This window comes from Aeromonas sp. FDAARGOS 1409 (assembly GCF_019048705.1).
Lineage (GTDB): Bacteria > Pseudomonadota > Gammaproteobacteria > Enterobacterales > Aeromonadaceae > Aeromonas > Aeromonas sanarellii.
The window spans coordinates 2706860-2720743 of the sequence record NZ_CP077395.1 but is presented as its reverse complement, the minus strand read 5'-3'; the positions used below and the strand labels follow the sequence as shown (position 1 = coordinate 2720743).

Here is a 13884-nt window from a genome sequence, read left to right as displayed (position 1 = left end):
GCGGCAAAGAATGACATTGGCAAAGCGTGCCCGACATGTTCTGATCCCCCCATTCACCCAGAGAGGAGCCAAGATGAGCGACATTCTTCACCAGGCCGATCAGCAGCAGTTTGTCTGCACCGTGGACGGCAAGCTCGCCCGCCTCGCCTATCGCAGGCTGGACGCAGTCACCGTCGAAGCCTACAGCACCCAGGTGCCCGCCGAGCTGCGCGGACAGGGCATCGCCGACCGGCTGGCCCGCAACTTCTACGACTGGACCCGGGCAGAGGGGCTGACCATAGTGCCGACCTGCAGCTACATCGACGTCTGGTTGCGCCGCAATGCCGGCTGAGACAGGGACGGCCCGAGAGGCGCACCTCCAGGCACAAACCGAAGCCCTGCTGCGGGCGGATGACCGGCGCATGGATTGCCTCCGTGCTGCGCGGGAGCTGGCCCTGCCCGACTGGGCGCTGGGGGCGGGGTTTGTGCGCAACCTCATCTGGGATCACCTGCATCGCAAACCGGCGCCGACCCCCCTCAACGACATCGATCTTATCTATCTGGACAGTGCTGATCCGACTGGATTGAAGGAGGCCGATCACGAAGCCTGGCTCAACGCCCGCCTGCCTGAGCAGCGCTGGGAGGTGCGCAACCAGGCTCGCATGCACCTGCGCCAGCGGGTGCCTCCCTTTGCCAGCTCGCTCTCGGCCCTCGGCCACTGGGTGGAGGTGCCCACCTGCATCGGGGTCAGATTGCTGGCAGACGACGGGGTCGAGTGGCTGGCCCCCTACGGCTTTGCCCCCAACTGGTCCCTGCAGGTGGACCCCAACCCCCGCTGTCGCCAGGAGAGCCGGGTCTTTACCGAACGGGTCAGGGCCAAGGGGTGGCAGCAGATCTGGCCTGACCTGGTCGTGAACTGGCCATGACCGGATTGCAATATTTTGACAACCTTGGGCACACTAAGGAAAAGCTGTTTGTAACTCAATGGGTTAAATAATGCGCGACTTCTTCTCTCTCGAACGCTGGCTGCCGGGGCTCGCCGCCCTGCTGCAATACCAGCGGGCCTGGCTGATGCCGGATCTTCGCGCTGGCCTGTCGGTGGCGGCTGTGGCACTGCCCGTGGCCATCGCCTATGCGGAGCTCGCCGGGGTGGGCGCCATCGTCGGCCTCTACTCCTGCATCCTGCCCATGGTGGTCTACGCCCTCTTTGGCACCTCCCGCCAGCTGATCGTCGGCCCGGACGCCGCCACCTGCGCCGTCATCGCCGCCGTGGTGACGCCGCTCGCCGCCGGCGATCCCACCCGCCAGTGGCAGTTGGTGATGACCATGACCGCCATGACCGGCTTCTGGTGCCTCATCGCCAGCCGCTTCAAGCTGGGGGTGCTGGCGGACTTCCTCTCCCGCCCCATCCTGATGGGGCTGCTCAACGGGGTGGCCATCACCATCATGGTGAGCCAGCTCTCCAAGATCTTCGGCTTCACCTTCGACGAGCGCTACCTCATCGAGCGGATCCTCAACGGCACCGACTACCTCACCCAGACCCACCTGCCGACCCTGGCCATGAGTCTGGTCGCCCTGCTCACCCTGCTGCTGGCCAAACGCTACAAGCCGGCCTGGCCCTCCTCCATGGTGGCCATGGTGGTGACGGCGGCCCTGGTGTGGGCCCTCAATCTCGGCCAGTTCGACATCGCCACCCTGGGGACCATAGGCTCGGGCCTGCCCGCGTTCCAGATGCCGGAGTTTCCCCCCGGCCTGATGCGCGAGCTGGTGTTGCCCGCCCTCAACCTCGCCATGGTGAGCTTCGTCTCCATGATGCTCACCGCCCGCAGCTTCGCCGCCAAGAACGGCTACGAGATCGATGCGGACAAGGAGTTCCGGGCGCTGGGCATGGCGAACCTGGCGGCGGCCGCCTCCCAGGGCTTTGCCATCAGCGGGGCGGATTCGCGCACCGCGGTCAACGATGCCAACGGCGGCAAGAGCCAGCTGGTCTCCATCATCGCCGCCGCCGTCATCGCCCTGGTCACCTTCTACCTGACGGCGCCGCTGCAATACATCCCCACCGCCGCCCTCGGGGTGGTGCTGGTGATGGCCTCCCTGTCGCTGACCGATTTTCGCGGTCTCTGGGCCCTGCGCGACTCCGACCGCGCCGCCTTCTGGCTGGCCCTGGTCACCTTCGTCAGCGTGCTGGCCATGGGGGTCATTCCGGGGATCACCCTCGCGGTGCTGCTGGGCTTGTTCCAGTTCCTGCGCAACGTGATGCGCCCCACCGACCAGCTGCTCGGCATGGACGACGAGGGGGTGGTGCGCACCCTGGGGGACAACGAACAGGCCAAGGCCATTCCCGGCATCCTGGTCTACCGCTTCAACTCGCCGCTGACCTACTTCAACGCCCCCTACTTCAAGCGCCGGGTGCTGGCGCTGCTGGTACAGGATCCCCGCAGCCCCCAATGCCTGGTGGTGGATGCGGTGGCCTGCTTCACCCACCAGGACATCAGCGTGATGACCATGGTGGGGGAGCTGCACAAGGAGCTCAGGCGACGGGGCATCCACATGGTGATGGCCGGCCGCCACAGCCAGATGACCCACTGGCTGCAGCAGGCGGGGATCCGGGTCGGCGACGAGGGCATAGTCCTGTGCCCCGACATGTACCAGGCTCTGCGCCTGACCCGCTGCTACCGGGAGCCTGTGTTCAGGGATGACGAGGTGGTGGAGAGCACCACGGACGCCCTGCTCACCCGCTGGCCGCGGGACGACGAGCTGCCCGATTCGGCGCTCCTCACCCATCCCTGCGAGCAGGAGGCGGGCGCCACGCCGGTCTGACACGGCGGGCCGGCGCCCCTCCCGAGCGCCGGCCCGCACTCGCTTCCCCGAGAGCAGGATTGCACCCCGCCCCCGCTTGGTGTTAAATGCCCGTCCAGCTGGCCCTGACGAGGGCCATCACCAGCATCCGGATATCCCATGCAGACTCAATCCCACGCCGGGCCGGGCACCCTCTTCGCCCTGACCTGGCCACTGTTCATCGATCTCGCCCTGCACTTCCTGACCGGGGCCCTGAACACCTTCATGGTGGGCCATGTCTCCTACCAGGGAGTGGCGGCGCTCGCGGTGGGCAACCAGGTGTTCGATCTCGCCATCACCCTGTTCAGCTTCGTCAGCATCGGCACCAGCGTGGTGATCACCCAGTACCTGGGGGCCGGCGACAAGGAGAAGGCCCGCGTCGTCATTCACACCGCCATCGGCTTCAACCTGCTGGTGGGGCTGGTGGCCGCGGTCGGCGTCATCGCCGGGGCCGGCACCATGCTGGCGCTGATGAACCTGCCCGCCCACCTGATGAGCGACGGCAGTCTCTACCTGCAGATCATCGGCCTGTGCCTGCTGCCGGAGGCGGCGGCCCTCTGCCTGGCCGCCACCCTGCGCGCCCACGGCCACACCCGCCAGGCCATGTACGTGACCCTCATCGTCAACCTCATCACCTTCGTCGGCAACCTGCTGCTGCTCTACGGCTGGTTCGGCCTGCCCCAGCTCGGGGTGGCCGGGGTCGCCATCAGCACGGTGGCGGGGCGCATCGTCGGGGTGGTGCTGCTGGTGTGGCTGGTGGCCCGCAAGACCGGCATCCGGCTGCGCCTGCCGGAGATCGTCCGCCCAAGCCGCGCCATGCTGGACAAGGTGCTGCACATCGGTCTGCCGGCGGCGGGGGAGAACCTCTCCTGGATGCTGCAGTTCATGGTGGTGACCGCCTTCGTCGGCCTGCTCGGCGACAAGGCGCTGGCGACCCAGTCCTACTTCTTCCAGATCTGCCTCTTCATCCTGCTGTTCGGCCTCTCCATCGGCCTTGGCAACGAGATCATCATCGGGCACCTGGCGGGGGCCAGACGCTTCGATCAGGCCTATCGCCAGCTGATGAAGAGCCTCAAGCTCGGCCTCATCGTCACCGCCGCCATCGCCATCGCCGCCGCTCTCAACGGCCGCGCCATCATCAGCCTGTTCACCGACGACGCCGACATCATCACCCAGGTGGCCCAGCTGTTCCTCATCAGCCTCATCCTCGAGCCCGGCCGCACCTTCAACCTGGTGGTGATCAACGCCCTGCGCGCCACCGGGGATGCCCGTTTCCCGCTCTACATGGGGCTCATCTCCATGTGGGGCATTGCCGTTCCCCTGGCCTATTTCCTTGGTATCATGCAGGGCTATGGCCTGGTAGGCATCTGGCTGGCCCTCGCCTGCGACGAGTGGGTGCGCGGTCTGGCCATGTTCTGGCGCTGGCGCAGTCGTCGCTGGCAAAACAAAATTCTTGTCGAAACATAAGCGGAATCACCATGAAGAAAATCGGACTCTTGTTGACGGCCATCCTGCTCAGCCCGCTCGCCATGGCGCAAACCGCCCCGGCGGCCCCCAAGGCGCAGGCGCCCCAGACCTGGTATGTGGCCCCCATCGTCATCGACGAGACCAGCGATGCCCAGAAGGCCCTGACCAAGGAGTTCATGGCCCAGATGATCAAGACCATCAAGATCAACGAGTACCAGACCGGCAAGGCGGTGGGCAAGACCAAATCGCCCAAGTGGCTGATCCGCACCAAGCTGATGCCCGCAAGCAGCGAGCCCCTGGTCGGCAAGAAGCACCCCCAGGGCCTGACCTATGGCAAGGGCATCCCCACCCAGGAGATCGTCGGCGAGCTCATCATGAACGGCACCCTGGTGGCCCATGTGGGCCAGGGCTGGCGCGAGCCCATAGTCCCGGGCACCCCGGTGGCCGAGAAGATCACCATCGCCAACTACCAGTACGCCATCGGCAACGAGGCCAAGGCCCCGGATCTGGAAGAGCTGGCGGCACAGATCGGCTTCGAGGTGGGCAAGGTGATCGCCCGAGGCGGTCAGCCGCTGCCGGAGAAGAAAAAGAAAAAAGAGTAAACGCCACACCTGTTAGCAAAAAGGGGCCTCGCGCCCCTTCTTGCTGCCCGCCTCCCCGGCACGGCCTAGTGCCAGACTGTGAAGCCGATCCCAGTTTTCGCCTCTCCTCTCTGCACTCTGGCAGTCAATCCACTTGCGATTCAATCAGTTAAAAATCGGTCACGGCCTGCAGCGAAGGGATGGCCCCGAATTGGATCGGGATCACGTTTATCTCCCGATGGAAGGGGTAGTTTGAAGGTCAAGGCACATCAAACGACAACAAGGAGGCTTCATTACATGTTTCCGGAGTACAGAGATCTCATCTCGAAACTGAAGAGCAGTGATGTCCAATTCCAAGAGAAGTTTGACTTGCACACCGACCTGGATGCGGAGATCCGGAAGCTGGAGAAACACCATGCCAGCGACTACAGCGCCGAGGTGAAGGATCTGAAAAAACAGAAACTTAAACTGAAAGAGGAGATATACGACATCCTCAGACAACATCCACACTAGACGCCTCGACGAATACCCGGATAAGCAACTTATCCCCCAGCCCGGCCCGACGCCGGGCTTTTTGTTGGCCGCCCACAACAACGCTGAGCAGGCCATATCAGGCGGTACCCTCGGCGCTGCTGACTGTATGGAGATGGTATTCACCTGACAGTTGCCCACAAAAGGGAGTGGTCATACGGCTTCAAACCGGATAACAAAACGGTACCCCTACCGTGTTATCCGGAGTCACCGTATGACCACCAACGAGAAAGTAGCACGTCGTAAACTCAGCCTGCTAGAGCTCGCCAAAGAGCTCAATAACGTCAGCAAAGCCTGCAAGCTCATCGGCTACAGCCGTCAGCAGTTCTACGAAATTCGCCGTAATTACCAGACCTATGGCGCCGAGGGATTGCTCGACAAATTGCCCGGCTGTAAAGGGGCTCATCCCAATCGGGTCGCTCCCGAGATTGAACACGCCATCCTCGATTACTCCCTCACCAGACCAACTCATGGCCCGCTGCGGGTCGCGCAAGAACTGGCTCTGCAAGGCATCAATGTCAGTGCGGGCGGTGTGCGTGGCGTGTGGCAACGGCACGACTTGCTCTCCAAACACGACCGCTTGCTGCGCCTTGAGAAAACTCACCGGGAGCAGACCATTGAGCTCAATGACGAGCAGATTCGCCTGCTCGAACGCTTCAGCCCCGAGTTTCGCGAACGCCAGATTGAGGTTCACTACACCGGAGAACTGGTGGCGGTCGACACCTTCTTCGTCGGCGCGCTCAAGGGGGTTGGCAAGGTGTATCTGCAAACCGTGCTGGACTGCTATAGCCGCCACGCCTGGGGACGGCTCTACACCAGCAAGCTGCCGGTGACCTCGGTTCATGTGCTCAATGAAACGGTACTGCCGTTTTTCGAGGCCCACGAGGCACGGGTCTATACCATCCTGTCGGATAACGGGCGCAAGTTCTGTGGACGTCCTGACCACCATCCCTACGAGCTGTTCCTGCAACTGGAGGGGATTGAGCACCGGACCACCAAGGTACGCAGGCCACAGAGCAACGGCTTTATCGAACGGCTGCATCGCACACTGCTGGATGAACACTTCCGTATCAAGGGGAGGACGACCTGGTATGAGTCGGTAGAACAGATGCAGACAGACCTAGATAGCTACCTGGAGCACTACAACACCCAGCGGCCACATCAAGGCAGGATGATGGAGGGACAGACGCCTTACAGCATGTTCAAGAAGGGTCTGAAATTGATACCGAAGGAAATGCGCACTAAAGTAGCGTAAACAAGACACCGGTTTGAGGCCGGTGTCAGGTGATAACTAGATCTGTACATGCTGACCGTGATAACTACCTGCTGCCTACCGCCAACAAGGAACGCGCCAGCGGCAGCCCATGCCACCCCGCTATATATTGCTCTGTTATCTCGTTTCTTCTCCTGCTTGACGCCATTTCCCCCGCAGCTTACCTGCCTAAGAATAAAAAGAAAGCTTTGGCCTACAGATAGAAAAATGCCGCTAGGACAGCAGAGCTTCATTTCCAAGCAGCTAACTCAAGCCATAGCTAGAGCACCATGTAAATGTTTCAGATGATTCAACTCTGTTACATGCTTGATATTATAAATTTGACTTCATATCCATTAGATTTATGGTCTGGCCATTTTTCCACAAGCAGTGACACTGTTTTACCTTGATGTTTTTCAGTGTATGGTTCGCATTGTGAAATAGCATCTTTCATTCTAATTGACACATTATCATTTAAGCTATAAAAACTTAATCTCTCTGCTAATGCAGATAATTTATTAAGAGCTTGACGTGTTCTTTTTGCATCATTAACATTAAGTTTTATTTTAAGTGTCTTGACCACATCCTCAGTACCTTCAATATAATAGGAAATATTATCAGGAAGAAAACCCTCACTAATATCATTCATTTGGGATGCTGCAAACCATTCATTTTCAAACAATTCATTGTAGAATCCTGTCTTAATCCCTTCATCAATCAAAAAATCTTTGGCTCTATAAGGACTCCAGCCCAACTCTTTAGGTATATCCTTTCGGGATTTTTCAGCAGCTCTAACTTTAAATATATATTTAAACGTGTCCCATAATTCAGCATGTGAATCAACCTTAACCATCCTGACTCGATGCCTCCATCGCTCCAGTAACTGAAGCTGAACATTAAAAAATAAAATAGCATAGATTTTAGCCAGATATACATGTCGCTCGTTACTTATGGACTGTTCAAGATTAAAAAATTCTTTTTCATATGTTGAATAGATAAGCATGGAATATATAAATGGCAAATAGCAAAAGGTTAGTAATTGTGGAACAAAGAAATCATACACCGTATTTATCTTTCCAAATTCAGCAAAGTCTGTTGTTAACTTATAAATAGTGTAAACAATCAACAAAAAACCAAACAATGAAAATATATGTTCGAGCAGACTTCTAACTTGATGGTATTTTTGATCTGACTCGGCAATTGAGACCATAGACCCTGCCATTGCTAAAATTGGAACTAGCAGAATTTCAATCCAAAGAGGAAACGTATATACACCGACAACAAATTGGAATACTGCTAATAATTTCAAGTTATCTATAACTGAGCGTTTAAAAAAGTGTTTATCCTTTTTAATACTTTCAAGCTTAAATAACGACATACAACCTACAGAAGCACACCAGAAAATCGTATTTTTAAGCTGTTCAGCATTCCATAGATCTAACTCAGCAAGCCAATAAACGACTACCCCCACATAACAGAACATATAAAAAAGCACGATGATTATTTTCTTTACAAATGATGTGGAGAGCGAGTTTATAAAACTGCCCCTAACACCAGCTACTTTTGATGATGTAAAAATATAAAGTGATAGCACAGCTAGCCAAAATATAACTGCACACTCTCGATTATTCAGTATCTCCACGCAACTCCCTTTTACATTAAAAATGAAGAAATCTTATAACGATACTACAACAAGTTTCAATGCTGACAGCAGTCAGCACCTCATTTCGAAGTAAATTAATAAATTCTGTATGTTGCGTTAATACCAAAAATGAAGGCAGAAGAACTCCACTCCAGTTATACATTTATAAAATGCGCATTAGCTCACTCGCATATCCCTGTAAAAAAGCGGGCCAATGGCCCGCTTTTCTTCATCGATTAACCCCTACCATCACACCGGCGGATGGAACTGGCTGGCCTCGCGGGTGGCCATCTCCTCGTAGGTGGCCCACTTCTGCCACGCCACTTGTTGCGCCACCTGCATCAGCCGCTCGGCCTCCTGTGGATGGCTCTGGGCCAGCACCCGATAACGGGTCTCCTCCTGCCGGTATTCGGCGAGCGGAATGGAGGGGCGCAGGCTGTCGAGGCTGAAGGGGTTCTGCCCGGCGCTGCGCAATACCGGGTTGTAGCGCATCAGCGGCCAGTGCCCCGAGGCCACGGCGCGTTTTTGCTGGGTAAGTCCGAACTCCATGTCGATGCCGTGGGCGATGCAGTGGCTGTAGGCGATGATAAGCGACGGGCCAGGATAGGCCTCCGCCTCACGCAAGGCCTGCAGCGCCTGCTGCGGGTTGGCCCCAAAGGCGATGCGGGCAACATAGACGTTGCCGTAGGAGATGGCCTGCAACGCCACGTCCTTCTTGGCCAGCGTCTTGCCCCCCGCCGCAAACTTGGCGACGGCACCGAGCGGGGTCGATTTCGACATCTGGCCGCCGGTGTTGGAGTAGACCTCGGTATCCATCACCAGCACGTTCACATCGCGCCCGGAAGCGAGCACGTGATCGAGCCCCGCCGAGCCGATGTCATAGGCCCAGCCATCGCCGCCCACTATCCAGACCGAGCGGCGCACCAGCTGATCGATAAGCGACAGCAGCTCGCGGGCCTTGCCGGATTTCACCTCTTCCAACCGTTCCCGCACTTGCGCCACCCGGGTGCGCTGGGCGCGGATCTCTGACTCCAGCCGCTGCGGGGCGCTGACAAGTGTCTCCACCAGCTCGGCCCCGATCTCCCCCTTCATCGCCTGCAAGGCCGCCACCGCCTGACCGTGGTGCTGATCGGCGGTGAGGCGAAAACCAAAGCCAAACTCGGCGTTGTCCTCGAACAGTGAGTTCGACCAGGCCGGTCCCTTCCCTTCGCCGTTCTTGGCCCACGGCGTGGTCGGCAGGTTGCCGCCATAGATGGAGGAGCAACCGGTGGCGTTGGCCACCAGCATGCGATCGCCAAACAGCTGGGTCAGCAACTTGAGGTAGGGGGTCTCGCCACAGCCGGCGCAGGCACCGGAGAACTCGAACAGGGGCTCGAGGAACTGGGTGCCGCGCACGGTGGAGAAATCCACCCGCTCGCGGGCCGGCCAGGGCAGGCTCTCGAACCAGCGCAACGCCTGCTTCTGGCCAGCCAGATGCGGAGCCTTGTCCATCATGGCGATGGCGCGCTCGCCTTCATGGCTTTCTCCTTCTGCACTCTCGCCTTGATGGCGGGCATCCGCTCCGACCCGCACCGGACAGGCCTGCACGCACTGACCGCAGCCGGTGCAATCCTCCGGATAGAGCTGCAATGTGTAGCGGCTGTCGGGGAAGCCCTTGGCGGTGACGGGTACCGACTGGGCTGCCTCGGGGGCGCTCGCCAGCCAGTCCTGATGGTAGAACTTGGCCCGCAGCGCCGCGTGGGGGCAGACGAAGACGCAGTTGCCGCACTGGATGCAGATATCCGAGTGCCAGACTGGGATCTCGCGGGCGATGTCCCGCTTCTCGAAGCGGCTGGTGGCGGTGGGGTAAGTGCCATCCACCGGCAGCATGGAGACCGGAATGAGATCGCCGCGCCCCGCCAGCATCGGGCCTGTGACCCGCTGGACAAACTCGCTGCCGCCCGGTGCCAGTGGCAGGGGGTAGTCGCTGATCTGCTCCTCACCGTCCGGGATGGCCACCTGATGGAGGTGTGCCAGGGTATCGTCCACCGCCGCGAAGTTGCGCGCCACCACTTCGGGCCCCTTGCGGGCATAGCTCTTCTCGATGCTCTCCTTGATCAGCGCAATCGCTTCGTCCCGCGGCAAGATGCCGGCCAGGGCGAAGAAGCAGGTCTGCATGATGGTGTTGATGCGATTGCCCATGCCGTTTTGCTCGGCTACCCGATCCCCATCGATGCAGTAGAGCCGGATATCGAGGGCGCGGATGCGGGCACGCAGCCGCTCGGGCAGCTGGCCCCACACCTTGTCAGCCTCATGGGGAGCATTGAGCAGCAGGGTCGCCCCTTCGGCGGCGTGCTCCAGCAGATCCACCGATTCGACAAAGCCCCACTGGTGGCAGCCGATAAAGCTCGCCTGCTCGATGAGCCAGGGGGCGTCGATGGGCTCGGGGCCAAAGCGCAGGTGGGAGACGGTGCGCGAGCCCGACTTCTTGGAGTCGTAGACGAAGTAGCCCTGGGCGTGGAAGCCCTCCAGCTCGCCGATGATCTTGATGCTGTTCTTGTTGGCGCCGACCGTGCCGTCGGCGCCGAGGCCGAAGAACAGTGCCCGCACCCGGCTCGGGGGCTCCAGATCGCCGATGGGGTGCCAGGCCAGACTGAGGCCCGACACGTCGTCCACTATCCCCACGGTGAAGCGTGGACGCGGCGCATCGGAAGCCAGCTCCTCGAACACAGCCGCGCACATGGCCGGGGTGAACTCCTTGGAGGAGAGGCCGTAGCGACCGCCGCTGAGCCAGGGCAGCCGCTTGAGCAGGCCGCGCTGCAAGCCGTCGATCAGCGCACTCTGCACATCCAGCAGCAGGGGCTCGCCGCTGGCCCCCGGCTCCTTGGTGCGATCCAGCACGGCGATGCGGCGCACGCGCTTGGGCAGGGCGTCCAGCAGCGCCTGTACCGGGAAGGGGCGATAGAGGCGCACCACCAAGACACCTGTCTTGCGATCCTGCCGGTTGAGCCAATCCACAGTGGTGCGGGCGGTGGCCGCCCCCGAGCCCATCAGCACGATGACATCGGTGGCATCGGTTGCGCCGTGGTACTCCACCAGCTTGTAGTGGCGGCCGGTCAGCTTGCCGAGGCTCTCCATGCACTGCTGCACCCGCGCCGGCACCGCCTCGTAGAAGGGGTTGACGCTCTCGCGGGACTGGAAATAGGTGTCCGGGTTCTGGGCGGTACCGCGCATCACCGGATGATCCGGGTTGAGTGCCCGGGCGCGGTGGGCACGCACCCAGTCGTTGTCGACAAGGGCGCGAATTTCATCCCGATGCAGGGCGGTGATCTTGTTCACCTCGTGGGAGGTACGAAAGCCGTCGAAGAAGTGGATAAAGGGCACCCGGCACTGCAGGGTGACGCTGTGGGCTATCAAGGCCAGGTCCTGCGCCTCCTGCACCGAGCCGGAGGCCAGCATGGCAAAGCCGGTGCTGCGCGCCGCCATCACGTCCTGATGGTCGCCAAAGATCGAGAGCCCCTGGGCCGCCAGCGATCTGGCCGCCACATGGAACACCGCCGAGGTCAGCTCGCCTGCGATCTTGTACATGTTGGGCAGCATCAGCATCAGCCCCTGGCTGGCGGTGAAGGTGGTGGCGAGTGCCCCCGCCTGCAGGGCGCCGTGTACCGTCCCTGCCGCCCCCCCTTCGCTCTGCATCTCCACGACTGTGGGGATGTTGCCCCACAGGTTGCGCTGCCCCTCGGCCGCCCAGGCGTCGGCCAGTTCGGCCATGGTCGAGCTCGGGGTGATGGGGTAGATGGCACAGACTTCGCTCAGCTGGTACGCCACCCGCGCCGCGGCTTCGTTGCCGTCGACCATGATCAGTTCGTGTTTCATAGGGACTCCTCAGGTTGGCGCAGCAGGATGGCGTGGCAGGGGCACTGGTCATGGCAGGCGCCGCAGCCGGTGCAGCGCTCGGCATCCACCTGATACCCCAGACCCGGCCCCAGCTTGGCGATGGCCTGCTCGGGGCAGCTGCCATAACAGCCGTCGCACTCGAAGCAGTTGCCGCAGGAGTAGCAGCGCGCCGCCTCGTAGCGGGCCGCCGTCTCGTCCAGCCCGCCGATGATCTCGCCAAAGTCGTCCCGCGCCGAGGGCGGTTTGACCGGCTGGCTGCTGGCAGGTGCCTGGGTCTGGAACCAGAGCTGCAACTGCTCTGGCCCCACCAGCGGGTGGGCGTCCGGCTTGCGATACTGCCCCCCCCTCAGCCAGGCATCCATATGGCGCGCCGCCTTCTTGCCGTGGCCGGTGGCGATGGTGACGGTGCGCTCACTCGGCACCATGTCGCCGCCCGCAAACAGACCCGGCACGTCCGTCATCAGGTTCTCGCCAACCTGCACCACCCCCTCCTGGCTGACCCGCACGCCGGGGATGCTCTCCAGCACGCTCAAGTCCACCTCCTGACCCAGCGCCAGAATGAGGGAGTCCGCTTCCAGGGTTTCAAACTGGCCGGTGGGCACCGGCTTGCCCTCGGCATCCAGCGCCATCACCTCCACTTCAATATTGGTGCTGTCGAGCTGGCGGATGGTGCGCAGCCAGTTGATCTTGATCCCCTCCTCCTCGGCCTCAAGGGCTTCGAAGGCGTGGGCCGGCATATGATCCCGGTCGCGGCGGTAGATGATCATCGCCTCTTCCACACCGAGGCGACGAGCGGTACGGGCCGCATCCATGGCGGTGTTGCCGCCGCCGTAGATGGCTACTCGTCGTCCCAGCTTGGGTGGCGGCAAGCCCTGCTCCTCCGCCAGGCTGGCCTGTTCGAGGAAGCTCACCGCATCGAGGATCTTGCCCGCTTCCCGGGCCGGAATGTCGACCCGCTTGGCCAGATGGGCGCCGATGGCCATGAAGACGGCGTCAAAGCCCCCCTGGTCGCGTTCGCGCAGCACATCCTCCACCTTGTGGTTGAGGGTCAGCGTCACCCCGGCCGCCAGGATGCGGGCCACCTCCCGATCCAGCACGTCGCGGGGCAGGCGGTAGGCGGGAATGCCGAAGCGCAGCATGCCGCCGGCGAGCGGCCCCGCCTCGCGGATCTCCACCTGATGGCCGAGCCGGTTGAGGTGCCAGGCGCAGGAGAGACCGGAGGGGCCGGCACCGATCACCAACACCTTCTTGCCGCTGGCGGGTGCGGGGGTTGCGGGCTGCCAGCCCCGGGCCAGCGCCTCGTCGCCGAGGAAGCGCTCGATGGCGTGGATGGAGACGGCCTCATCTACCTGGGCGCGGTTGCAGGCACTCTCGCAGGGGTGATAACAGACCCGCCCGTGGACCGCAGGCAGGGGATTTTCTTCGATGAGTCGCTGCCAGGCCGCCTCGAAGCGGCCCGCTTCGGCCAGGGCAAGCCAGGCCTGGATATTCTCGCCGGCCGGGCAGGCGTGGTTGCAAGGTGGCAGGGCCGCCCGCCAGACGGGCAGCCGGGTACGCACCGGGCCTGTTCCCGTCTTCAGGGAGAGATCCGGCTGTGGGGTCATGTCCAGTTGTTTGCTCATAGATTGCTTTCTTCTTTTTGTGTGACAGGCCCCATCCGAATGCACTTGATACCGTGTCGCCTGGGCGGACGGTGGCCGGAGGGGAAGAAGCGAAAG

Annotated in this window: 10 protein-coding genes; 7 read left to right on the top strand and 3 right to left on the bottom strand. The window is 61.0% G+C overall.

Annotation, left to right across the window (positions count from 1 at the left end; genetic code table 11):
* Positions 1-73 precede the first annotated feature (73 nt).
* The 7 genes from I6L39_RS12990 to I6L39_RS12960 all read left to right on the top strand — a co-directional run bounded on the left by I6L39_RS12990 (position 74) and on the right by I6L39_RS12960 (position 6651).
* A complete protein-coding gene (locus tag I6L39_RS12990; RefSeq protein ID WP_216989870.1) occupies positions 74-331 on the top strand; it encodes a GNAT family N-acetyltransferase in 258 nt (85 codons plus the stop codon).
* Positions 321-905, top strand: coding sequence for a nucleotidyltransferase family protein (locus tag I6L39_RS12985; protein WP_216989869.1), 585 nt, complete (start codon positions 321-323; stop codon positions 903-905). Before I6L39_RS12990 ends, I6L39_RS12985 begins: the two co-directional genes overlap by 11 nt.
* 70 nt (positions 906-975) lie before the next feature.
* Entirely contained in the window at positions 976-2799 is a 1824-nt protein-coding gene (locus I6L39_RS12980) for a SulP family inorganic anion transporter (protein ID WP_216989868.1), read from the top strand.
* Between the two features lie 138 nt (positions 2800-2937).
* Positions 2938-4284 carry an MATE family efflux transporter gene (locus I6L39_RS12975; protein ID WP_161653425.1) on the top strand — a complete coding sequence of 449 codons (1347 nt, stop codon included), beginning with the start codon at positions 2938-2940 and terminating at the stop codon, positions 4282-4284.
* Positions 4285-4295: 11 nt separating this feature from the next.
* Positions 4296-4886 carry a hypothetical protein gene (locus tag I6L39_RS12970; RefSeq protein ID WP_209793516.1) on the top strand — a complete coding sequence of 197 codons (591 nt, stop codon included), beginning with the start codon at positions 4296-4298 and terminating at the stop codon, positions 4884-4886.
* Positions 4887-5162: 276 nt separating this feature from the next.
* On the top strand, positions 5163-5378 hold the full coding sequence (locus I6L39_RS12965; RefSeq protein WP_042077281.1) for a DUF465 domain-containing protein: 216 nt from the start codon (positions 5163-5165) through the stop codon (positions 5376-5378).
* Positions 5379-5610: 232 nt separating this feature from the next.
* On the top strand, positions 5611-6651 hold the full coding sequence (locus I6L39_RS12960) for an IS481-like element ISAs19 family transposase (RefSeq protein WP_216989867.1): 1041 nt from the start codon (positions 5611-5613) through the stop codon (positions 6649-6651).
* Between the two features lie 316 nt (positions 6652-6967).
* Here I6L39_RS12960 and I6L39_RS12955 read toward each other — a convergent pair whose 3' ends face one another.
* From I6L39_RS12955 to I6L39_RS12945, 3 genes are all read right to left on the bottom strand, one after another.
* The gene (locus I6L39_RS12955; RefSeq protein WP_216989866.1) at positions 6968-8290 is read right to left on the bottom strand and encodes a hypothetical protein; all 1323 of its coding nucleotides are present in this window, start codon (positions 8288-8290) and stop codon (positions 6968-6970) included.
* 249 nt (positions 8291-8539) lie between these two features.
* Entirely contained in the window at positions 8540-12145 is a 3606-nt protein-coding gene (nifJ, locus tag I6L39_RS12950; protein WP_216989865.1) for a pyruvate:ferredoxin (flavodoxin) oxidoreductase, read from the bottom strand.
* On the bottom strand, positions 12142-13788 hold the full coding sequence (locus I6L39_RS12945) for an NAD(P)-binding protein (protein ID WP_216989864.1): 1647 nt from the start codon (positions 13786-13788) through the stop codon (positions 12142-12144). Before I6L39_RS12945 ends, nifJ begins: the two co-directional genes overlap by 4 nt.
* Positions 13789-13884 lie beyond the last annotated feature (96 nt).

What these genes read in the sequence shown, in the direction of transcription:
- nifJ (WP_216989865.1), bottom strand. Translation starts at nt 12,145, where the DNA reads ATGAAACACGAACTGATCATGGTCGACGGCAACGAAGCCGCGGCGCGG.
- I6L39_RS12975 (WP_161653425.1), top strand. Translation starts at nt 2,938, where the DNA reads ATGCAGACTCAATCCCACGCCGGGCCGGGCACCCTCTTCGCCCTGACC.
- I6L39_RS12990 (WP_216989870.1), top strand. Translation starts at nt 74, where the DNA reads ATGAGCGACATTCTTCACCAGGCCGATCAGCAGCAGTTTGTCTGCACC.
- I6L39_RS12970 (WP_209793516.1), top strand. Translation starts at nt 4,296, where the DNA reads ATGAAGAAAATCGGACTCTTGTTGACGGCCATCCTGCTCAGCCCGCTC.
- I6L39_RS12960 (WP_216989867.1), top strand. Translation starts at nt 5,611, where the DNA reads ATGACCACCAACGAGAAAGTAGCACGTCGTAAACTCAGCCTGCTAGAG.
- I6L39_RS12965 (WP_042077281.1), top strand. Translation starts at nt 5,163, where the DNA reads ATGTTTCCGGAGTACAGAGATCTCATCTCGAAACTGAAGAGCAGTGAT.
- I6L39_RS12985 (WP_216989869.1), top strand. Translation starts at nt 321, where the DNA reads ATGCCGGCTGAGACAGGGACGGCCCGAGAGGCGCACCTCCAGGCACAA.
- I6L39_RS12945 (WP_216989864.1), bottom strand. Translation starts at nt 13,788, where the DNA reads ATGAGCAAACAACTGGACATGACCCCACAGCCGGATCTCTCCCTGAAG.
- I6L39_RS12980 (WP_216989868.1), top strand. Translation starts at nt 976, where the DNA reads ATGCGCGACTTCTTCTCTCTCGAACGCTGGCTGCCGGGGCTCGCCGCC.